The 20,134-nt window shown below is 73.3% G+C and carries 18 protein-coding genes; 13 read left to right on the top strand and 5 right to left on the bottom strand.

Features of this window, described 5'->3' with window-relative positions; translation table 11 throughout:
- Positions 1 to 39 precede the first annotated feature (39 nt).
- Entirely contained in the window at positions 40 to 1,707 is a 1,668-nt protein-coding gene (locus tag ACGFH9_RS07670; RefSeq protein WP_393216688.1) for a phospho-sugar mutase, read from the top strand.
- A 162-nt stretch (positions 1,708 to 1,869) separates the two neighbouring features.
- Here the strand turns inward: ACGFH9_RS07670 and ACGFH9_RS07665 are convergent, their stop codons facing one another.
- Together ACGFH9_RS07665 and upp are read right to left on the bottom strand one after the other, a co-directional pair.
- Positions 1,870 to 2,547: a GPP34 family phosphoprotein gene (locus ACGFH9_RS07665; protein ID WP_393216686.1), complete on the bottom strand. Its 678-nt coding sequence runs from the start codon at positions 2,545 to 2,547 to the stop codon at positions 1,870 to 1,872.
- 74 nt (positions 2,548 to 2,621) lie between these two features.
- On the bottom strand, positions 2,622 to 3,254 hold the full coding sequence (gene upp / locus ACGFH9_RS07660; RefSeq protein ID WP_355246059.1) for a uracil phosphoribosyltransferase: 633 nt from the start codon (positions 3,252 to 3,254) through the stop codon (positions 2,622 to 2,624).
- Between the two features lie 124 nt (positions 3,255 to 3,378).
- Here upp and deoC point away from each other — a divergent pair, with 124 nt between their 5' ends.
- The 10 genes from deoC (at position 3,379) to ACGFH9_RS07610 (ending at position 14,914) form a co-directional block, all read left to right on the top strand.
- Positions 3,379 to 4,338 carry a deoxyribose-phosphate aldolase gene (gene deoC, locus ACGFH9_RS07655; RefSeq protein ID WP_393216684.1) on the top strand — a complete coding sequence of 320 codons (960 nt, stop codon included), beginning with the start codon at positions 3,379 to 3,381 and terminating at the stop codon, positions 4,336 to 4,338.
- 6 nt (positions 4,339 to 4,344) lie between these two features.
- Positions 4,345 to 5,775 (top strand): aldehyde dehydrogenase family protein, encoded by a 1,431-nt coding sequence (locus ACGFH9_RS07650; RefSeq protein WP_393216682.1) that lies wholly within the window; start codon positions 4,345 to 4,347, stop codon positions 5,773 to 5,775.
- Positions 5,768 to 6,592 carry an aldehyde dehydrogenase family protein gene (locus tag ACGFH9_RS07645; RefSeq protein ID WP_393216680.1) on the top strand — a complete coding sequence of 275 codons (825 nt, stop codon included), beginning with the start codon at positions 5,768 to 5,770 and terminating at the stop codon, positions 6,590 to 6,592. Before ACGFH9_RS07650 ends, ACGFH9_RS07645 begins: the two co-directional genes overlap by 8 nt.
- A gap of 312 nt (positions 6,593 to 6,904) precedes the next feature.
- Positions 6,905 to 7,354, top strand: coding sequence for a BlaI/MecI/CopY family transcriptional regulator (locus ACGFH9_RS07640; protein ID WP_393216678.1), 450 nt, complete (start codon positions 6,905 to 6,907; stop codon positions 7,352 to 7,354).
- 7 nt (positions 7,355 to 7,361) lie between these two features.
- On the top strand, positions 7,362 to 8,267 hold the full coding sequence (locus ACGFH9_RS07635) for a M56 family metallopeptidase (protein WP_393216676.1): 906 nt from the start codon (positions 7,362 to 7,364) through the stop codon (positions 8,265 to 8,267).
- Between the two features lie 161 nt (positions 8,268 to 8,428).
- Positions 8,429 to 9,682, top strand: a complete 1,254-nt coding sequence (locus ACGFH9_RS07630; RefSeq protein ID WP_393216674.1) for a cytochrome ubiquinol oxidase subunit I — start codon at positions 8,429 to 8,431, stop codon at positions 9,680 to 9,682.
- A gap of 12 nt (positions 9,683 to 9,694) precedes the next feature.
- Positions 9,695 to 10,702, top strand: coding sequence for a cytochrome d ubiquinol oxidase subunit II (locus ACGFH9_RS07625; RefSeq protein WP_393216672.1), 1,008 nt, complete (start codon positions 9,695 to 9,697; stop codon positions 10,700 to 10,702).
- On the top strand, positions 10,699 to 12,375 hold the full coding sequence (gene cydD / locus ACGFH9_RS07620; protein WP_393216670.1) for a thiol reductant ABC exporter subunit CydD: 1,677 nt from the start codon (positions 10,699 to 10,701) through the stop codon (positions 12,373 to 12,375). The genes ACGFH9_RS07625 and cydD overlap by 4 nt, the downstream gene beginning before the upstream one ends.
- On the top strand, positions 12,372 to 14,171 hold the full coding sequence (cydC, locus tag ACGFH9_RS07615) for a thiol reductant ABC exporter subunit CydC (protein ID WP_393216668.1): 1,800 nt from the start codon (positions 12,372 to 12,374) through the stop codon (positions 14,169 to 14,171). Before cydD ends, cydC begins: the two co-directional genes overlap by 4 nt.
- A 68-nt stretch (positions 14,172 to 14,239) precedes the next feature.
- Positions 14,240 to 14,914: a permease prefix domain 1-containing protein gene (locus tag ACGFH9_RS07610; protein ID WP_355625702.1), complete on the top strand. Its 675-nt coding sequence runs from the start codon at positions 14,240 to 14,242 to the stop codon at positions 14,912 to 14,914.
- A gap of 12 nt (positions 14,915 to 14,926) precedes the next feature.
- Here ACGFH9_RS07610 and ACGFH9_RS07605 read toward each other — a convergent pair whose 3' ends face one another.
- Entirely contained in the window at positions 14,927 to 15,268 is a 342-nt protein-coding gene (locus ACGFH9_RS07605; RefSeq protein ID WP_355246094.1) for a helix-turn-helix transcriptional regulator, read from the bottom strand.
- A gap of 159 nt (positions 15,269 to 15,427) precedes the next feature.
- Between ACGFH9_RS07605 and ACGFH9_RS07600 the strand changes: the two genes are divergently transcribed.
- Positions 15,428 to 16,387: a DNA primase gene (locus ACGFH9_RS07600; protein ID WP_393216666.1), complete on the top strand. Its 960-nt coding sequence runs from the start codon at positions 15,428 to 15,430 to the stop codon at positions 16,385 to 16,387.
- Positions 16,388 to 16,426: 39 nt separating this feature from the next.
- Entirely contained in the window at positions 16,427 to 18,826 is a 2,400-nt protein-coding gene (locus ACGFH9_RS07595) for a transposase (RefSeq protein WP_393217008.1), read from the top strand.
- 303 nt (positions 18,827 to 19,129) lie between these two features.
- On the opposite strand, the gene ACGFH9_RS07590 is transcribed toward ACGFH9_RS07595, so the two are convergent.
- Together ACGFH9_RS07590 and ACGFH9_RS07585 are read right to left on the bottom strand one after the other, a co-directional pair.
- A complete protein-coding gene (locus tag ACGFH9_RS07590) occupies positions 19,130 to 19,723 on the bottom strand; it encodes an ATP/GTP-binding protein (RefSeq protein ID WP_007455465.1) in 594 nt (197 codons plus the stop codon).
- Between the two features lies 1 nt (position 19,724).
- Positions 19,725 to 20,099: a DUF742 domain-containing protein gene (locus ACGFH9_RS07585; RefSeq protein ID WP_124820399.1), complete on the bottom strand. Its 375-nt coding sequence runs from the start codon at positions 20,097 to 20,099 to the stop codon at positions 19,725 to 19,727.
- Between the last annotated feature and the right edge of the window lie 35 nt (positions 20,100 to 20,134).

Genomic DNA, 20,134 nt, shown 5'->3' with positions numbered 1-20,134 from the left:
AACCGACAGCGGTGATCCGCCGCCGTGCTATCAAGGGGCATGGCGGCGGACACCACTGACATCGACGACATTCGCGAGCAAGCTCGGCGCTGGTTGGCCGACGACCCCGATCCGGCGAGCCGGGACGAGCTGACGGCGGTTCTCGACGGGCTGCCGGCGAGCGCCCCGGAGCTGGCCGACCGGTTCGCCGGCCCACTGACCTTCGGCACGGCCGGCCTGCGCGGTCCGCTGCGCGCCGGCCCGAACGGGATGAACCTCGCCGTGGTCACGCAGGCCGCCGCCGGCCTGGTCACGTGGCTCGCGGCCCAGGGTGGGAACGGCCCGCTGGTGATCGGGTACGACGCCCGGCGCGGCTCCCGTCAGTTCGCCGAGCGCACCGCCCAGGTGGCGACCGGAGCGGGCCGTCCGGCACTGCTGCTGCCCCGACCGCTGCCCACGCCGGTGCTCGCGTACGCGGTACGCCAACTGGGCGCGGTGGCCGGCGTGATGGTCACCGCCAGCCACAACCCGCCGCAGGACAACGGCTACAAGGTCTACCTCGGCGCGGAACTGGGCGGTGAGCTGGGCGCCGGGGCGCAGATCGTGCCGCCGGCCGACGCCGGAATCGAGGCCGCCATCCGTGCGGTCGGCCCGTTGACGCGGGTGCCGTTGGGCCGGGCCGGCGAGGTGCTCGGTGACGACCTCGTCGCCGCGTACGTCGAGCGGGCCACCGCCGTGATCGACCCGGACGGTCCACGGGACCTGTCGGTGGCGTACACCCCGCTGCACGGGGTGGGTGCGGCGGTGCTGACCGCGGCGTTCGCGCGGGCCGGTTTCCCGATCCCCGGAGTGGTACCCGACCAGGCGGAGCCCGACCCGGCGTTCCCGACCGTCTCGTTCCCCAACCCGGAGGAGCCGGGGGCGGTGGACCGGTTGATCGCGCTGGCCGACTCCACCGGCGCGGACCTCGCCATCGCCAACGACCCGGACGCCGACCGCTGCGCGGTGGTCGTCCGGGACGACCGGCACGGCTGGCGGATGCTGCGCGGCGACGAGGTGGGCGTGCTGCTCGCCGATCACCTGATGCGGCGCGGGGTGACCGGGCTCTACGCCACCACCATCGTCTCGTCGTCGCTGCTGCGGGCGATGTGCGCGGCCCGGGGCCTGCCCTACGACGAGACGCTGACGGGCTTCAAGTGGATCATGCGGGCCGGCGGCGGAAGCGCGCCGCTGGTCTTCGGCTACGAGGAGGCGCTCGGTTACTGCGTGGCCCCGGAGCACGTCCGGGACAAGGACGGCATCACCGCCGCGCTGACCGTGGCGGAGTTGGCCGCCGGCCTCAAGGCGCAGGGTCGTACGCTGGCCGATCGGCTGGACGAGCTGGCCGCCGAGTTCGGCGTACACCACACGGACCAGCTCTCCGTGCGGGTGGACGACCTGCGGGAGATCACCGACGCGATGGCCCGGGTCCGGGCGGCCACCCCGACCACGCTGCTCGATCAGCCGGTCGACAGTGTCCGGGACCTGCTGCCCGAGTCGGACGTGGTGATCCTGCGTACCGCGACGGCTCGGGTGGTCATTCGCCCCTCCGGGACCGAACCGAAGCTCAAGGCGTACCTCGAGGTGGTGGAGCCGGTGTCCGACGGCGATGTCGCCGCCGCCCGGAGCCGGGCCAGCGCGGCGGTGGCGCTGCTGCGCGCCGAGATCGCTGCCGCCCTCGGCATCTGACCGCGACCGAACCCGCCCCCACCCCCACCCACCCGTCGCGGGTCCTTTGCTCTGCTTCAGCGGAGGCGACACTTGGCGGCTGCTTGTGTTGCGCGGGTTGAAGCAGAGCAAAGGACGTCAGGGTGGGGCTGGCCCCGACCCGGTGGGTGTGCAGCGGCAGGGTCAGGCGCGCTTGCCGAGCGCCGCGTCGACCGCCGCGGCCAGCGTGGCGACGACCAGGCCGACCGACGGGCGGACGACCGAGTCGTCGGTGCTCACCTGGCCGGAGAAGCCCGCGCCGGTGGCGATCTCCTCCAGCCGCCGGCGGGCGGTGGCGGCCTCGTCGCCGCTCACACCCAGCGCGGACTCCATCCGCAGCACCACGACCAGGGTGGCGAGGGCGGCGGTGCGCTCGTCCGGGGCCGCCGCGCCGGCCAGCGCGTCGGCCAGCCGCTGGCGGGTGTCCGCCTCGACGGAGCTGTCCACCACCGGATAGCGGTGCACGTGGATGAAGCCCAGTTCGGTCTCGTCGACGTCGCGGACGACTCCCTGGGTGCACAGGTCACCGAGGATCTTGTCGCGCAGACCGTGCCGCAGGCGCTGCACCCAGGACGCCGGGGTGTGCGGGGTGTCGGCGGCGATCCGGGCAAGCACCTCGTCGGTGATCGGCTCGCCGGTGGGCGTCGGATCGACCACGGCCAGCGACCCGTCGGCGTACGCGATCCGGCCAGCCAGAGCCAGCTCGACCAGCACCGCGGCGGCCATCCCCAGGTCCAGGCTGATCCGCGGCATGGTCGCCTTGCCGGTCGAGTCGTCGTAGGCAAGGAGCAGCAGCTCCTCGGCGAGCGCAACACCAGTCATGGCCCGAGACGGTAGCGGGTCCGCGCACCACCGCGCGCGGACCCGCCGTCACCCGGCACCGACCGGGTGGATGATCAGAACCGGGGCATGCCGCCGAACTGGCGGTCACCGGCGTCCCCGAGCCCGGGAACGATGAACATGCGGTCGTTGAGGCCCTCGTCGATCGAGGCCGTGACCAGGCGCAACGGCAGGCCGGAGCGTTCCAGCCGCTCGATGCCGACCGGCGCGGCGAGCACGCAGAGCACGGTGATGTCGGTGCAGCCCCGGTCGGCCAGCAGCCGACACGAGTGCTCCAACGAGCCACCGGTGGCGAGCATCGGGTCGAGGACCAGCACCGGCAGGCCGGCGAGTTCCCGGGGCAACGACTCCATGTAGGCGCGCGGCTCGTAGGTCTCCTCGTCGCGGGCCAGGCCGACGAAGCCCATCGAGGACTCGGGCAGGAGGCCGAGCGCGGCGTCCGCCATGCCCAGGCCGGCGCGCAGCACCGGCACCAGCAGCGGCGGGTTCGCCAGCCGGGTGCCCTCGGTGCCGGTGACCGGCGTCTGCACCGGGTACCGCTCGACGGGGAAGGTGCGCGCCGCCTCGTACACCAGCATGGTTGTCAGTTCGTGCAGCGCCGCCCGAAACGTCGAGGAATCGGTGCGCGCGTCCCGCATGGCGGTCAGCCGGGACTGGGCCAGCGGGTGGTCAATGACGTGTACGTCCACGATCGCTCAACCTACCGGGCCGTCCCGCGTACCGGTGGGGGTGCGGGCGGACCGGCGACGTCGCTCACGCAACCGCCCGCCGTGACCAAGATCACTCAGCGGTTCCGTGCGTAGACTTCTCGGCATGACGGCGACAACGACGTCGGCCCGGTCGGACCTCTCCGAGCTGGGACGATCCGAGACCGCTCTGCGGACCTTCCTGCACGGCCTACCCGGCGTGGACCAGGTCGGCGCGGAGCAGCGGGCGGCACAGCTCGGCACCCGCTCCATCAAGACCACCGCCAAGGCGCAGGCGATCGATCTGGCGATCCGCATGGTCGACCTGACCACCCTCGAGGGCGCGGACACCCCCGGCAAGGTGCGCGCGCTGGCCGCGAAGGCGCTGCGCCCGGACCCGGCCGACCTGTCGTGCCCGCACGTCGGAGCGGTCTGCGTCTACCCGGCGATGGTCCCGTACGTCGCCGAGGTGCTGCGCGGTAGCGGTGTGCACCTGGCCAGCGTGGCGACCGCGTTCCCGTCCGGTCAGGCGCCGTTGGAGATCAAGCTCGCCGACGTCCGGGCCGCCGTCGAGGCCGGTGCCGACGAGATCGACATGGTGATCAACCGGGGCGCCTTCCTGGCCGGGCGTTACCAGGAGGTCTACGACGAGATCGTGGCCACCAAGGAGGCCTCCGGGGACGCCCACCTCAAGGTGATCCTGGAGACCGGCGAGCTGGCCACCTACGACAACGTGCGCCGGGCCTCCTGGCTGGCCATGCTGGCCGGCGGCGACTTCATCAAGACCTCCACCGGCAAGGTCCCGGTCGCGGCGACGCTGCCGGTGACCCTGGTCATGCTGGAGGCTGTCCGGGACTTCCGCGAGGCGACCGGACGGCAGGTGGGCGTGAAGCCCGCCGGCGGCATCAAGACCACCAAGGACGCGATCAAGTACCTGGTGATGGTCAACGAGACCGTGGGCCCGGACTGGCTCGACCCGGACTGGTTCCGCTTTGGCGCGTCCAGCCTGCTCAACGACCTACTCATGCAGCGCACCAAGCTGACGACCGGCACCTACTCCGGTCCCGACTACTTCACCCTGGACTGATAGCCGATGTTCGAATACGCCCCCGCCCCCGAGTCCCGCTCGGTGGTGGACCTCAAGCCCTCGTACGGGCTGTTCATCGACGGCACGTTCGTCGACCCGACCGACGGCGGCAGCTTCAAGTCGATCAACCCCGCCTCCGAGGAGGTGCTGGCCGAGGTCGCCGAGGCCGGCGCCCAGGACGTGGAGCGCGCGGTTCGCGCCGCCCGCAAGGCGTACGACAAGGTCTGGGGTCCGATGCCCGGCCGCGACCGGGCGAAGTACCTGTACCGGATCGCCCGGCTCATCCAGGAGCGCTCCCGCGAGCTGGCCGTGCTGGAGTCGCTGGACAACGGCAAGCCGATCAAGGAGTCGCGCGACGTCGACCTGCCGCTGGTCGCCGCGCACTTCTTCTACTACGCGGGCTGGGCCGACAAGCTCGGTCACGCCGGCTTCGGGCCGAACCCGCAGCCGATCGGAGTGGCCGCGCAGGTCATCCCGTGGAACTTTCCGCTGCTGATGCTGGCCTGGAAGATCGCCCCGGCGCTCGCGGCGGGCAACACCGTGGTGCTCAAGCCCGCCGAGACCACCCCGCTGACCGCCCTGCTGTTCGCCGAGATCTGCCAGCAGGCCGACCTGCCGGCCGGTGTGGTCAACATCCTCACCGGCGCCGGTGACACCGGCCGCGCCCTGGTCGAGCACCCCGGCGTGGACAAGGTCGCCTTCACGGGTTCGACCGAGGTGGGCCGGGCCATCGCCCGGTCCGTCGCCGGCACCCGCAAGAAGCTCACCCTGGAACTGGGCGGCAAGGCCGCCAACATCGTCTTCGACGACGCGCCCATCGACCAGGCCGTCGAGGGCATCGTCAACGGCATCTTCTTCAACCAGGGACACGTCTGCTGCGCCGGCTCCCGCCTGCTCGTGCAGGAGAACGTGGCCGACCGCGTGCTGGAATCGCTCAAGCGGCGGATGGCCCAGCTCCGCATCGGTGACCCGCTGGACAAGAACACCGACGTCGGCGCCATCAACTCGGCCGCCCAGCTGGAGCGCATCCGCGAGCTGTCCGACGCCGGCTCGGCCGAGGGCGCCGAACGCTGGTCGGCCCCGTGCGAGCTGCCCGACCGGGGCTTCTGGTTCGCGCCCACCATCTTCACCGGCGTCACCCAGGCACACCGCATCGCCCGCGAGGAGATCTTCGGGCCGGTGCTGTCGGTGCTCACCTTCCGCACACCCGCCGAGGCCGTGGAGAAGGCCAACAACACGCCGTACGGGCTGTCGGCCGGGATCTGGACCGACAAGGGTTCCCGGATCCTGTGGATGGCTGACCGGCTGCGCGCCGGCGTGGTCTGGGCCAACACGTTCAACAAGTTCGACCCCACCTCGCCGTTCGGCGGCTACAAGGAGTCGGGCTACGGTCGCGAGGGCGGCCGGCACGGGCTGGAGGGGTACCTCAATGTCTGAGCGGGTCGCGGTACGCAAGACGTACAAGCTCTTCATCGGCGGGAAGTTCCCGCGCAGCGAGTCGGGACGGTCGTATCTCGTGCAGTCCTCGAATGTGTCACTGGCCTCCCGCAAGGACGCCCGGGACGCGGTGGTCGCCGCCCGCGCCGCCGTGAAGGGCTGGGCCGGCGCGACCGCGTACAACCGGGGTCAGATCCTCTACCGGGCCGCCGAGATGCTGGAGGGCCGCCGCGAGCAGTTCGTCGCCCTGGGCATCGGAGGCGACGAGGTGGACGCGGCGGTGGACCGCTGGGTCTGGTACGCCGGCTGGGCCGACAAGCTCGCCCAGGTGTACGGCGGCGCCAACCCGGTCGCCGGCCCGTACTTCAACATCTCCGCCCCGGAGCCGACCGGCGTGGTCGCGGTGGTCGCCCCGGAGCGCCCGGCGCTGCTGGGCCTGGTCAGCGTGATCGCCCCGGCGATCGTCACCGGCAACACGGTGGTGGTTGCCGCTTCCCCGTCGGAACCGTTGGCGGCGGTGACACTGGCCGAGGTGCTGGCGACGTCCGACCTGCCCGGCGGTGTGGTCAACGTCCTCACCGGCGCGATCACCGAGACCGCACCGACGCTGGCGTCGCACCTGGACGTCAACGCGATCGACCTGACCGGCGTGACCGATGCCTCGCTCGCCACCGAGCTGGAGGTCAAGGCGGCTGAGAACCTCAAGCGGGTGCTCCGGCCCGCTCCGGGTCAGACGGACTGGACCGCCGACCCGGGCGTGACCCGCATGACCGCGCTGCTGGAGACGAAGACGGTGTGGCACCCCAAGGGGGTGTGATCTTCTCCTCGGCCTTGGGGGTTTTCCGGGGGAGCCCGCCCACTCCGGGCGGTCAGGCTTGATCCCTTCGTGGGCGGGCTCCCCCGGAAAACCTGACGTGGGCCGGGTCCGTCGGGTGGGTCAGCTTGCGGGTTCCGCCCGACGTTGAGTTGTCGGGTGGGCGGAGTGGGCGAGATTTGCGCAAGTTCGGGGATGTTGCTGCCTTGGGGGCGTCTGAGGCGGCAACATCCCTGTTCTTGTGGGGATCTTGCGGTGCCTTCCGGCGCTCGGCCTGGCCGGTGGGTGGTCTACTACCGGAGGTAGGATTGGGCGGTGACTCGGTTGGGCGATCTTGAGCGTGCGGTGATGGACGTGCTGTGGGACGTGGTCCCGGGCACCTCGGACGGTGTGACCGTGCGCGAGGTGGCCGACGCGCTCGACGGCCGCGAGCTGGCGTACACGACGGTGATGACCGTGCTCGACCGGCTCGCCGGCAAGGGCATGGTGCAGCGGGAGCGGGAGGGACGCGCCTGGCGCTACCGGCCGGCGGCCAGCCGCGAGGCGCACATCGCCCAGCTCATGCTCGACGCCCTCGACCTGGGCGGCAGTCGGGACGCGGCGCTGGTGCGCTTCGCCCGCTCGGTGACCGGCACCGAGGCCGAGGTGCTACGGGCCGCCCTGGGCAGCGAGGCCGGGCTCACCAGCCCCTCCAGCGGTGGCCTGACCGACCGCGTGGACGGGCCGACGGGCCGACGGGCTGCCGACGAGACAGCGGAGCGGTAGGCGCGCCATGGCGTACGCCGTCCACTTCGCCGCCACCATGCTGGCCTGCTACCTGACTGCCCAGGTGCTGGCCCGCTCCACCTGGACGTGGCGCAGCCCTCGGGTGGCGATCGTCTGCTGGCAGGCGGTCGGTCTGGCGTTGGGCCTGTCCGCGATGGGCCTGCCGATGGCGCTCGGGCTGAGCGCGTACGACCTGCCGACCGGAAGCGCGCTGCTCGCCCTGGCCTCCGATCTCGCGCACGGCACCCTGCCCATCGGGGAGACCGCCTTCCACCTGGCCGGTGTCGGGGTGGGCTTCGGCATCGGAGCGGTGCTCGGCACCACGACCGTCCGCAGCATCCACGGCACCATCCGCGCCCAGCGCCGGCACCGGGACCTGCTCACCCTGGTGGCCCGGGACGACCCGGCCGCGCCGGGGGCGCTCGTCCTGGACCATCCGAGCGCCGCCGCGTACTGCCTGCCCGGGGTGAAGCCGCAGGTGGTGGTCAGCGCGGGCACGCTGAGTCTGCTGGATCGGGCCGAACTGGCGGCCGTTCTCTCACACGAGCGCGCCCACGCCCACGAGCGGCACGATCTCGTGCTGCTGCCGTTCACCGCCCTCTGCCGGGCGCTGCCCTGGTTCGGCTGGGTCCGCGACGCGCACGAGCGGGTCGCCCTGCTGGTCGAGATGCGTGCCGACGACAAGGCGCGCGAGCTGCACGCCGAGGCGCCGTTGGCGGGCGCGCTGCGCCGGTTCGCCGCCGCCGGGCACCGGGTCACACCGGCGGGCGCGCTGGGTCTGGGCGACCGCGATCTCGACGTACGCGTACAGCGCCTGCTGGTCGCCGAGCGGCCTCCCCGCGCCCTCGGTGCCACGGCCCTCGCGGTCGCCGCCACCCTGGTCGCCCTCCCGGTCACCCTCTTCCTGAGCTGATCCCCCGCGCGCCTCCGCCTGCGCGGGTCACGCCCGAAGCCCACTTCTACTACGCCCCGTCGTAAGATTTACTACGACGGGGCGTAGTAGTATTAACATGTAGCCAGGCTACGTGTAGGGTTGCTACGACAAGGGAGCCAACAGCCACGAAAGAGCCGGCCATGGACACGCTGCTCCTCGCTCGCCTCCAGTTCGCCACCACGACGTCGATCCACTTCCTGTTCGTGGTCGTCACCCTCGGGCTCGTCACCCTGCTGGTCGGCATGCAGACCGCCTGGGTGCTCACCGGCAATCCGAAGTGGGAGCGGCTGACCCGGTTCTGGGGCCAGCTCTACGTGATCAACTACGTGCTCGGCATCGCCACCGGCATCGTGATGGAGTTCCAGTTCGGGCTGAACTGGAGTGGCCTGTCGCGCTACGTCGGCAATGTCTTCGGCGCACCGCTGGCGATCGAGACGCTCGTGGCGTTCTTCCTGGAGTCCACGTTCCTCGGCATGTGGATCTTCGGCTGGCACCGCCTCGGCAAGGGCGTCCACCTGACGCTGCTCTGGGGCGTGGCGCTCACCGCGTACGCCTCGGCTTTCTGGATCATGGTGGCCAACTCCTGGTTGCAACACCCGGTCGGGTACGAGGTCCACGACGGCATCGCCCACCTCACCGACTTCGGCGCGCTGCTCACCAACCCCAGTCTCGGCATGGCGTTCGGGCACGTGGTCTCCGCGGCGCTCCTGGTCGGCGGGATGCTGATGGCGGCGGTCAGCGCGTGGCACCTGATCCGGCGTACGCCCGACTTCGCGCTCTTTCGCACCTCGTTGCGGATCGGCCTGGTCACCGCCGCGCTGGCGATCAGCCTGGTGCAGGGCTTCGGCTTCGCCCAGTTCGGGCCGGTCGGGGCGGTACAACCGACCAAGTTCGGCGGGGACAGCCCCGAGGCGCAGGCGCTGATCGGCGAGTGGACGACGCGGTTCGGCCCCGGCGACTACACCCCGCCGGTACTGGCCAGCGTCGGGCTCGGCTTCATGATCCTGATCGGCTTCACGCTCGGCTGCGTCTGGTTCCTGCTGCCCCTGCTCTTTCGCGACTGGATCATCCGGCTGCGCTTCCCGCTCTGGCTGATCCTGCTCGGCGCACCGCTGCCGTTCGTCGCGGTGATCCTCGGCTGGATCGCCCGGGAGGTCGGCCGCCAGCCCTGGGTGGCGTACGGGCTGCTCCCCACCGAGCAGGCCGTCTCCGGAGTCGGCGCGCCGGTGATGCTCACCTCGCTGATCGGCTTCAGCCTGCTGCTCGGCACCCTCGCCGTCACCAACTGGGTGCTGCTCGCCCGTCACGCGGGCCGCGGGGCCGTCGACCCGGCCCTCGGCCGCCCGCCGGCACCACCCACCGAACCGGCCCAGCCGGAACCCGTGCTCGCCTGAGGAGACTCACCCGTGGACCTCGTCTGGTACGCCCTGCTCGGCCTCTTCTTCGCCTGCTACCTGGTGCTCGCCGGCTACGACTACGGCGTCGGGTTGCTGCTCGCCCGGGGCGGCACCCCGGCCGGGCGGCGGGCCGCGCTCACCGCCCTCGGCCCGTTCTTCCTCGGCAACGAGGTCTGGCTGGTCGCCGCCGTGGGCATCCTGTTCGGCGCGTTCCCGGTGCTGGAGGGCGAACTGCTCGCCGGCTGCTACCCGGCGGTCGCCGGCGCGCTGGTCGGCGTCATCCTGGTCACCGCTGGCGTGCAACTGCGCAGCCGGCCGAGCGACGAACGGGTCCGCGCCCGCTGGGACCGGGTCATCGTCGTCGGCAGCGCGCTCGCCGCGCTGGGCTGGGGAGTGGTGCTCGCCGCGCTGTTGCAGGGCGTACCCCGTCAGGCCGACGGGCACGTCGCGGGGATCGCGCACCTGGCCACCCCGTTCGCCGCGGCCGCCGGGCTGGCCATGCTCGCCCTGGTCGCGGTGCACGGTGCGGCCTTCCTCACGCTGCGACTGCCGGCCGATGCCGCCGCCGTGGCCGGCCGCACGGCCCGCCGGCTGGTGCCGGTGGCACTCTGCGCGGTCGCCCTGGCCACCGTCGCGGGCCTGCTCTCCTCCCGGGTACGCGACGCCGTCCAGCGACCGGCGGTGGCCGTACTCCTGCCGGTGTTGCTGGTGGCGGCGCTGCTGGCGGCCCGGGCGGCGCTGGCGCTGCGGCGGCCGGGGTGGGCGCTGATCGCCACCGGCGCGGCCCTCGCGCTGCCGGTGGCGCTGGTCGGCGCGGCCCTGTGGCCCTACGTGCTGGTGTCCACGGCCGACCCGGAGGCCTCGCTGCGAGTGGCCGACGCCGCCGCCAGCGCGCCGACGCTGCGGCTGCTCGGCTGGGTGGCGCTGCCGCTGCTGCCGGCCCTACTAGGCTTCCAGGCGATGTGCTGGTGGGTTTTCCGGGGACGGACCGACGGCGGGGCACCGGTGTACTGGTGAACCGCCGTCCCTTCGACCCGCGTCTCCTGCGTCGGGTCCCCGCGGCCCGGCGCGATCTCGCCGTGCTCGCGATCCTCGGCGTGCTCGCCGCCGCGTTGATCGTCGCGCAGGCCACGGCGTTGGCGACGGTGCTCGCGAGCGCCTTCGACGGGCGCCTGAACCGGCCGGCGTTGGCGGGTCTCGTGCTCGCGGTCGCCGCCCGGTCGGCGCTGGTCTGGGCGCAGGGCACGGTGTCCGCGCGGGTCGCCGCCACGGTCAAGGCCACGTTGCGGGCCGACCTGCTCGGGGCGGTGGGCCGGCACGGGCCGGGCTGGGTGGCGGGCCAGCGGGCCGGCGAGTTGGCCACCCTGGCCGGCCGTGGGCTGGACGCGTTGGACGCGTACTTCACCGGATACCTGCCGCAGTTGGTGCTCAGCGTGACGGTGCCGGTGGCGGTGCTGGCGCGGATCGTCCTCGCCGACTGGAGTTCGGCGTTGATCATCGCGTTGACGCTGCCGCTGATCCCGGTCTTCGGGGCGCTGTTGGGCTGGCAGGCGCAGGCCGCCACCGAACGGCAGTGGCGGCGGCTCTCCCTGCTGGGCGGACACTTCCTGGACATGGTCGCCGGGCTGCCGACCCTGCGGGCGTTCGGGCGGGCCCGGGCACAGACCGAGGTGGTGCGCCGGATGGCCGACGGGCACCGGGCCGCCACCATGAAGACGTTGCGGATCGCGTTCCTCTCCGCGCTGGTGCTGGAGCTGGTCGCCACCCTCTCGGTGGCGCTGGTCGCGGTGCCGGTCGGCATCCGGCTGCTCGGCGGCGGGTTGGCGCTGCACACCGCGCTGCTGGTGCTGCTGCTCACGCCGGAGGCGTACCTGCCGCTGCGGGCCGCCGGCAGCCGCTTCCACGCCAGCATGGAGGGGCTGACGGCGCTGGACGAGGCGCTCACCGTCTCAGCCGCCCCCGGCAACCCCCGCTCCGCCGAGGCCGCGGCCGTCCCCGACGGGCGCGGTGAGATCCACCTCGAGGCGGTGACCGTGGCGTACGAGCGGACCACCGCGCTGCGCGACGTGACACTGACCATCCGACCCGGCGAGCGGATCGCCGTGATCGGGCCCAGCGGCGCCGGCAAGAGCACCCTGCTCGGTCTGCTGCTCGGCTTCGTGACGCCGACCGCCGGTCGGGTCACCGTCGACGGGGTCGACCTCGCCACCGTCGACCTGGACGCCTGGCGTCGACACGTCGCCTGGGTGCCGCAGCGCGCCCACCTGTTCGCCGCCACGCTGACCGACAACATCCGCCTCGGCGCACCGGACACCCCGCCCCGGGCCGTCGCCACCGCGGTGCGCGACGCGGCCCTGGACGACGTGGTCGCCGGCCTGCCCGCCGGGTTGGACACACTGCTCGGCGAGCGCGGCCACGGCCTCTCCAGCGGCCAGCGGCAGCGGGTGGCGCTGGCCCGGGCGTTCCTGCGGGACGCGCCGGTCGTGCTGCTCGACGAGCCCACCGCGCGGCTGGACACGGCCAGTGAGGCCGTGGTGCTCGACGCCACCCGCCGGCTGGTCGCGGGACGCACCGCGCTGCTTGTCGCGCACCGGCCGGCGCTGCTGGCCGACGCCGACCGCATCCTGCGGGTCGAGGACGGCAGGGTCACCGAGCTGACGCCCGTACCGACCGGGGAGGCGACCCGATGAGCAGCACGCGGGAGCCGGTGACCGTCGGGCCGGACGCCGACGCGCCACCGACCGGGAGGATCGCCGCCGAGCGTGCCGTGCTGCGGCTGGCCCGCCCGTACCTGGGTCGCCTGGCCGGCGCCGGGCTGCTCGCCGCCGCCACCGAGCTCGCCGGGCTCGCCCTGATGGCCACCGCGACGTGGTTGCTGATGAGCGCCGCCGGTCAGCCGCCCCTGGACCGGCTCACCGTGGCGATCGTCGCCGTCCGCGCCCTCGCCATCAGCCGGGGCGTCTTCCGCTACAGCGAACGGCTCGCCGGGCACGACGCCGTCCTTCGCATGATCACCGACGTACGCGCCCGGGTCTTCGGCACCCTCGCGGCCCGTCGACACTCCCCACACCGCTCGGGGGACGTCCTGAGCCGGCTGGTCTCCGACGTCGAGGCGGTCCAGGACCTGCTGCTGCGGGTCCTGGTGCCGGGCGCGGCGGCGGCCCTGGTCGGTGTGCTGGCGGTGATCGGGGCGACGCTTATCTCACCGCCGGCAGCCGGTGTGCTCGCCGTCGGGCTGGTCGTCGCCGGTGTGGCGCTGCCGGCGCTGGCCACCGTGGTCACCCGGCGCAGCGCGGCCGAGGTGGCGCCCCTGCGCGGCGCGTTGGCCACCGACGCCGTCGACCTCACCCACGGTGCCGCCGACCTGGCGGCGTTCGGGGCGACCGACGCCGCACTGCGCGCCGCCGTGCAGCGGGCCGACCGGTTGGCGCGCCTGGAACGCCGGTTGGCGGCCACGGGCTTCGCGGTGGACGCGGTCGGGGTGTTGGTCGCCGGCCTGACCGCCGCCGCCGTGGTGCTGGTCGCGCTGGCCGCCGACGTACGGGGCGTTCTCGTCGGGGTGCTGGCCGTCGGCACCCTGGCCGCCGTGGAGGTGGCGCTGGCCCTGGTCTCGGCCGCCCGGCAGTGGACCCAGTTGCGGCCCGGCCTGACCCGGGTCGCCGCCCTCCTCGACGCCGACACGCCCACGGTCACGTCCGCTCCGCCGGTGACCGACCCGGCCGGCCCGCACGACCTGCGTTTCGTCGAGGTGAGCGTCCGATACCGGGCCGGTGCCGCACCGGCGCTGGACCGGATGAACCTGGACCTGCCCGCGGGCCGCCGCATCGCCGTCGTCGGCCCGAGCGGTGCCGGCAAGAGCACCCTGGCCGCGGTGCTCACCGGGGCGGTCCAGCCCACCACCGGCCACGTCACCCTTGCCGGCCACGACCTGTCCGCGTACGGCGAGGAGACGCTGCCCTCCGTCGTCGGTGGGCTACTCGCCGAGGCGTACGTCTTCCACGCCACAGTCCGGGAGAACCTGCTGCTCGGACGGGCCGGGGCGAGCGAGGACGAGCTGACCGGTGCGGTGACGGCCGCCGGCCTGTTGGACTGGGTACGCGCCCAGCCGGCCGGTTGGGACACGCTGGTCGGCGAGGAGGGTGGGCAGCTCTCCGGTGGCCAGCGGCAGCGGCTCGCGCTCGCCCGGGCACTGCTCGCCGCACCGCCGGTGCTCGTGCTCGACGAGCCCACCGAGGGGCTGGACCCGGCCGCCGCCGACGCGGTACTCGCCTCCGCTCTCGCCGCCACCCCCGTCGGGCACACGGTCCTTTTGATCAGTCACCGGCTCAGTGGGCTGGCCGACCTCGACGAGATCGTCGTCCTCGACGGTGGTCGGGTGATCCAGCGCGGCCGGCACGCCGAGTTGGTCGCCGTCCCCGGCTGGTACCGGAACCAGTGGCTTCTCCAGGCGGCCGCCGAGCGGGGGTACCTGGCGCTGGCCCCCTGAGGCGTTTCGGGGACGGACCAGGGATCTCCCCGACGTGGGTGCTGTTGCGCCCGTGGCAGGGTGGTGCCATGCGGCACGCGGAGGACTTCCTGGTCGACGAGCACCTGCGGGAGCTGGAGTCTCGGTTGCAGGGTCCGGCACGGCTGAAGTCCGACCTGTTGACCGAGGCGCGCCACGACCTGCTGGACGCCGTCGACGCGTACCGCGAGAGTGGTCTGCCGCCCACCGAGGCGCAGCGCCGGGCGGTGGCCGAGTTCGGCTCGGCGGCGCAGGTGTTGCCCTCCTGGCAGGCGGAGCTGGCGGTGGCCGCCCTGCGCGGCCTCTCCCTGCGGATGCTGGCCGTGGCCGGGGTCCTGGTCGCGGCCGGCGACCTCACGTGGCGCGGGTCGAGCTGGAGCGCCGGCCCACAACCGCCCGCGGCCTACCGGCTGCTGTCCGCCACTGTCGACTGGATCTGGGCCGGCGGGCTGCTGCTCGCGGTGACCGGCCTGCTGGTGATCTGGGCGGGCGCGCGGTCGCCGCGACCCCACCTGGCGGTGGCGCAGCGAGCGGTGGGCATCGGTCTGACCGGCGCGCTGGCCCTCGGCATGGCGGCCGGTGGCGCCCTCTTCGTGTGGTCGATCGACATGTGGGACGCGGCGCTGACCTGGCCGCCGATGATCGTCGGCATGGTGGTGGTGAGTGCGGCGAACTTCTCGCTGACGCGCGCGGCGCGCGGCTGGGTTCGGGCCACCGCGCGCTGACCCGATCGCCGCTCAGGCGGGGGTGACGGGCGGGCTGCCGGGGTCGAGGAACCGACCGACCGTCACCCGGAACTCCTGCCATCCGGCCCGCTCCGCGGCCAGTGCGCGGCGGCCGGGATCGGTGAGCTGGTACGTCCGCCGCTCGCGACCGTTGACGGTGCTCCAGGTGCTCGCCACGTGCCCGGCGCGCTCCAGCCGGCGCAGCGCCGGATAGATCGTGCCGGTGGGCAGGTCGAGACTGCCGTCACTGCGTGTCCGCAGGGATTCGATGATGGCGTAGCCGTGCAGCGCGCCCTGTTCGAGGACGGCGAGCAGAAGGGCGTCGAGGTGACCGTGCAGCGACTGGGCCTTCATGTGTAGCTACGCTACTTGTCAGGGGGCCGGTCCGCCACCATCGCGCACCCGCAGGTACGAGAGGTTCCTCCGCCGGCCACCGGGGTGCGGGCTCCGGGCTTCCCGGGTCGCCGACTAGGGTATGTGCCCAGAGTCACTCGCCGGTCGAGACCCCGGCGGGTGGGCAACCCGAAGCACACGGAGGTCAGCGTGGCCCGCCAGTCGCCCCAACGGCCCGACGCCGACGAGCCCGAGCTCGACGACACCACCGGCCCGGCCGAGCCAGACGAGGCCGACGAGGCCGACGACACCCCCCGCGCGGCGGCCGACCGGTCGCTCTGGGAAGAGCTGCGGATCGACCCGGTGGAGATCGCCCTACCGGCGGGCACAGGCTTCACGCTGCGGGCGTACCGGCCGGCCGGATCGCTGACCCCGACCGACGTGACCGAGCGCGACCAGGACGACCCGTTCCTCGCCCGCCGGCAGGTCATCGAGGAGGAGGACGACGAGACCGTCGTCATCCTCGACGAGGAGCTGGCCGAGGAGTTCGCCGACAGCGACGAGGAAGAGCCGTCGCGCCGGCGCCGCGACGCCGATGCAGACGCGACCGACGAGGACGCCGACGCGACCGACGAGGACGAGGACGCCACCGACGAGGAGGTGCCGGTCTTCCTCAGCCACCGGGGCAAGCTGCTGCTGTTCAAGACCCCCGAGTCGCTGGTCACTTTCGTCCGTTCCGGCGCGCCCAACGATCTGTCCCAACTGGACAGCTGGAATGAATTGTCCGAACGGGTGGAGCCAGCCGACATCGTGCCGCTCGACGAGGACACGTACGAGCTCGACCTCGTCGTGGAGAACCTGCGGGGCGGCCACGACACCTGGGATTCGACCCTGCTGATCGAGGCCGGCGAGGTCGCCCGCGACGTGTCGTACGCGTTGCGCCTGCCTGCGGTCCTGGACATGCTCTCCGCCGGCTCCAGCCTCGACAACCTCGACGAGGCGCTGCGCGCCACGGTCAACGGTGGCATCGGCGCTTTCATGGGCCGGCGACGCCTGAAGAAGATCGGGGCACAAACCGCGAGTTTGGGTTGGCGCACCATTGTCGGCAAGATCTCTGCGGTGGTGGACTGGCGCGACTGACCCGTACCGGGGAGCATCAGTTGCTGGCAGTAGGAAGACCTGTCCCGGGAGGAGGACGACGCCGTGGCGCTCGTGCGCGTGTACTGCGGTCTGGCCTCGGCGGATTCGGCTGACCGACCGGCCTCGGCCGGTTCGACGCTGACGTCCGCTGTGGTCGACGACGCAGGCCGTCTGCTGCATGTCTGCGAGATCGGCGACGACGCGGCTGGCTACGCCCAGCTCGTCGCGCTGCTCGTGGAGCGGTCGGGCGGGCCGAGCGGTGCGGCCATCGCCGCCGACAGCGACGACCACACGGTCACCTCGCTGTTGAGCGCGGCGGGTCGACCCCTCGCGATCGCCGACGACGACTCGGTGGACGACTTCGCCGAGCGCTTCGCCGACGACGACTCGCTGGAGGAGATGCAGTCACCCCCGGCCGAGCGCAGGGCCGTCGGTCTGGCCCGCGCGTTGCAGGCCGGTGCTCTCTCCGCCGTCACGCTGCCGGCGCCCCGGGACCTCGCCGGCTACAAGCAGGTGCTCGCCGCCCACGCCGCCCTGGCCAGCGGGCGGCACTCCGCCGCCGTGGCGCTGCGCGAGGTGCTGCGGGAGCTCTACCCGGCGGCGCTGCGCGCATACCCGGACCCGGCCGAGCCGGTGTCGCTGGCCGTCCTGGACGCGCTGCCCGAGCCGGGCATGCTCGGTGGCACCATCGCCCGTGGCCGCGAGGTGTCCGTCGCCGCGGACGCCATCGCCGCGCACCTGGCGGCGGACGGTGTCGCCGACGCCGAAGAGATCAACGAAGCGGTCACCGCGCTGCGGGTCGCCATCTCGGAGACGCCCCGTCGCGCCGCCGTCAACCGGGCGCTCACCTCCGCCGTGGCCGAGACGGTCCGGCAGGCCGTCGCCTCCGTACGAGCCTGCGACGCCGGCTGCGAGGCGCTGGTCAGCGCGCTCGGCGCGCGCGTCAGCACCCCTGCCCCGGCCCCCGGCCGCCGGGCCGCCGCCCGTCGCGGCGAAGCGGTCGGCGAGCTGACCGGCCTCGCCGGCACCGCCGCCGGCCTGCGCTCCGTCCGACCGGCCCCGGCCGCCGCCGAGCCCACGCCCGTCGCTGGTCGGCGCAGCCGGCCGGAGCCGGCACCGGGCAGCGCCCCCCTGGCGTCGCCTCGACCGCTCGGGCCGCCACCGGTAGCCCCCGCTCCGATCACCCCGCCACCGGTCGCGCCCGCGCCTGTCGCACCGGCCGCGATGGCCGGTCCGCTGGTGTCCCCGCCGCCCGGACGCGGCGAACCGCTGCCGAGCCGGATCGACGGCCCGACCAACCGGCCGGTCTCGTCGCCGCCACCCCCGCCCCCGGGCATCACCCCGATCGCGCCGGCCCAGCGCGGCGCGGTGCCGCCGGCCGAGGCGGGCGAGCCGTTCCGGCCGACGCTGACCACCGCCGCCATCAACAGCGCTCGGGCCGAGCGGCAGCGTACGGTCATCCCGCCCCGCCCGAAGACCAACGGCGAGCGGCAGAGCCACCCGCAGCGGCCGTCGGTCGAGGATCCGCCCACCGGCGGCTTCAGCGTCACCGACCTCAGCATCCCGGTGCCCGCTCCCCGGCCGGAGCAGGAGTCCGCGCCTCCGGGCTCCCGGGCGAACTGGCCCCTGGTCAACAACCCGGAGGACCCGGCCGACAGCTCGCCGAACAACCCGGTCGCCTACCCGTACGGCGGCAACCGCGGCGTCGAGGCTCCGACCGAACCGGGCCGGGCCGACGGGCGGGTCACGCCGCCCTGGCTGGCCGACGACCTGCCCCAGGAGCCCCCCATGCTGCGGCTGGTCGAGCCGCCGCCGCTGGCGGACCGGGCGCTGCGGGAAGGTCTCAACCCACCCTCGGCGGAGTCCCGTCTGGACACTCCCCCACTGCGGCTGGTCGACCGCGAGCAGGCTGCCCGCAACGGCCGTCCCGCGCCCCGCGTCGAGCGGGCCGTCGAGCACCGGCCGTCGCCCCCGGTCGAGCACCGGCCGCCGCCGGTCGCCGACGAGGGAGACGGTGATCTGCTGATCTTCGCGCAGGCCAAGTCCGCCTGGTTCGTGGGCCACAGCGAGGAAGAGTCCGATCTGGACTGGTCGACCACGGCCGACACCGGTTGGCAGGCCGCCGAGCAGGCCGCCCGCCCCGCGGTCGGCGCCGAGACCAACGCCGGTCTGCCGAAGCGCGTCCCGCAGGCCAACCTGGTCCCGGGCTCCCCGCTGCGCGAGGAGCGTCCGCTGCGGATAGTGCGTGACGCGGCGAGCCTCGCGGAGAACACCACGGGCTACTTCCGTGGCTGGCGGCGTGGCCAGGAGATCGGCGGGTTCGCGGTGGGCGGCCGTCCGGGCCGCGAGGCCGCCGGCGGGTGGGACTTCAGCCGCGACCACGGGGACCGCGACGACGACCGCGAGTACGAGTACCGATCCGCCGGTTACCAGTCCTGACCGTCACCCGCATCTGAGTCGTTTTCGCGCCCTCCGTCTGGCAGACGGAGGGCGCGAAACGTTTGCGAACGTTCCCGGACCCATTGAACGCGCTGCCCGCGACCAGCAGACAGGACGCTGGTCGGCGCTGGGCGAGACGCGGGCCGCGAGGGCTGGGGTGATTGCGGGCCAGCGGGGACGGGACCGCTCCTGGGGCGCCTCAGCGGGCGGACGGGGGTATGCAAGCGGCCCCGCCGCCGCTGCCTGGAAAGCACTCGACGCCCGGTGGCGGCCAAGGCCACCACCGGGCGCGGAAGCTCCCGGTCAGGCCGGGGCGACGGCGCGCGTACGGCGCATGGTGAGCACGTACTCGACCAGCGAGATCAGCACGTGCTTCGTCGACTCCCGGTTACGGGCGTCGCAGGCCACCACCGGCACGTCGCTCGAGATCGCCAAGGCGTCCCGGACGTCCTGCGGGTCGTGGTACTGCATCCCGTCGAAGCAGTTGATGGCCACCAGGTACGGCAGCCGTCGGTGCTCGAAGAAGTCGATCGCCGCGAAGCAGTCGGCCAGCCGGCGAGTGTCCACCAGCACGACCGCACCGATCGCACCCCGCACCAGTTCGTCCCACATGAACCAGAATCGGGTCTGACCCGGCGTACCGAACAGGTACAGGATCAGATCACGGTCGATCGAGATCCGGCCGAAGTCCATGGCCACCGTGGTCGTCGTCTTGCCCGGCACCTGCCGGGTGTCGTCGACGCCCACGCCGGCCGAGGTCATGATGGCCTCGGTGGTCAGCGGCGTGATCTCCGAGACCGAGCCGACCAGCGTCGTCTTGCCGACGCCGAATCCACCGGCGATAACGATCTTCGCCGACGTCACGCGCCCACTCGGGTTCGGTGGGCGGTGCGACATGTCAGAGCCTGCGAAGTCCACTCAGCACCCTCTCCAGCAGTTCAGTGCCCACCGCGTCATCGGAGTCGTCCAGGATGGTCGGCTCGTGGACCGCGACCAGGCCGTCCGTCGCCATGTCGGCGATGAGCACCCGGGCCACACCGAGCGGCAGCTGCATCCGCGCCGCAATCTCGGCGAGCGATTGCACGCGTCCGTCACACAGCGCGGCGATGTACTGGTGTTCACGGCCACCACCGTTGCCATTGGCAGCGGTGCGGCCGCGCACCGTCGTCTCGACGAGCGCCTCCAGCGCGATGTCGAGCCGGGGACGGGTTCGACCACGGGTCACGGCGTATGGACGGACCAACGCTCCGGTCGGCTCGTCACGATCGGCCATGTCGCCGCTCACCTCCTTCGCACCCCGTACCGGCT

The organism is Micromonospora sp. NPDC049102, assembly GCF_043197485.1.
Lineage (GTDB): Bacteria > Actinomycetota > Actinomycetes > Mycobacteriales > Micromonosporaceae > Micromonospora.
Note: the sequence above shows the minus strand (reverse complement) of the source record. Positions and strands in the feature narration are given on the sequence as shown.

Excerpts from the sequence above, each read along its gene's own strand:
- ACGFH9_RS07590 (WP_007455465.1), bottom strand. The coding sequence starts at position 19,723 with ATGTCGCACCGCCCACCGAACCCGAGTGGGCGCGTGACGTCGGCGAAG.
- ACGFH9_RS07635 (WP_393216676.1), top strand. The coding sequence starts at position 7,362 with ATGGCGTACGCCGTCCACTTCGCCGCCACCATGCTGGCCTGCTACCTG.
- deoC (WP_393216684.1), top strand. The coding sequence starts at position 3,379 with ATGACGGCGACAACGACGTCGGCCCGGTCGGACCTCTCCGAGCTGGGA.
- ACGFH9_RS07605 (WP_355246094.1), bottom strand. The coding sequence starts at position 15,268 with ATGAAGGCCCAGTCGCTGCACGGTCACCTCGACGCCCTTCTGCTCGCC.
- ACGFH9_RS07630 (WP_393216674.1), top strand. The coding sequence starts at position 8,429 with ATGGACACGCTGCTCCTCGCTCGCCTCCAGTTCGCCACCACGACGTCG.
- ACGFH9_RS07610 (WP_355625702.1), top strand. The coding sequence starts at position 14,240 with ATGCGGCACGCGGAGGACTTCCTGGTCGACGAGCACCTGCGGGAGCTG.
- ACGFH9_RS07670 (WP_393216688.1), top strand. The coding sequence starts at position 40 with ATGGCGGCGGACACCACTGACATCGACGACATTCGCGAGCAAGCTCGG.
- ACGFH9_RS07645 (WP_393216680.1), top strand. The coding sequence starts at position 5,768 with ATGTCTGAGCGGGTCGCGGTACGCAAGACGTACAAGCTCTTCATCGGC.
- cydC (WP_393216668.1), top strand. The coding sequence starts at position 12,372 with ATGAGCAGCACGCGGGAGCCGGTGACCGTCGGGCCGGACGCCGACGCG.
- ACGFH9_RS07650 (WP_393216682.1), top strand. The coding sequence starts at position 4,345 with ATGTTCGAATACGCCCCCGCCCCCGAGTCCCGCTCGGTGGTGGACCTC.
- ACGFH9_RS07665 (WP_393216686.1), bottom strand. The coding sequence starts at position 2,547 with ATGACTGGTGTTGCGCTCGCCGAGGAGCTGCTGCTCCTTGCCTACGAC.
- ACGFH9_RS07585 (WP_124820399.1), bottom strand. The coding sequence starts at position 20,099 with ATGGCCGATCGTGACGAGCCGACCGGAGCGTTGGTCCGTCCATACGCC.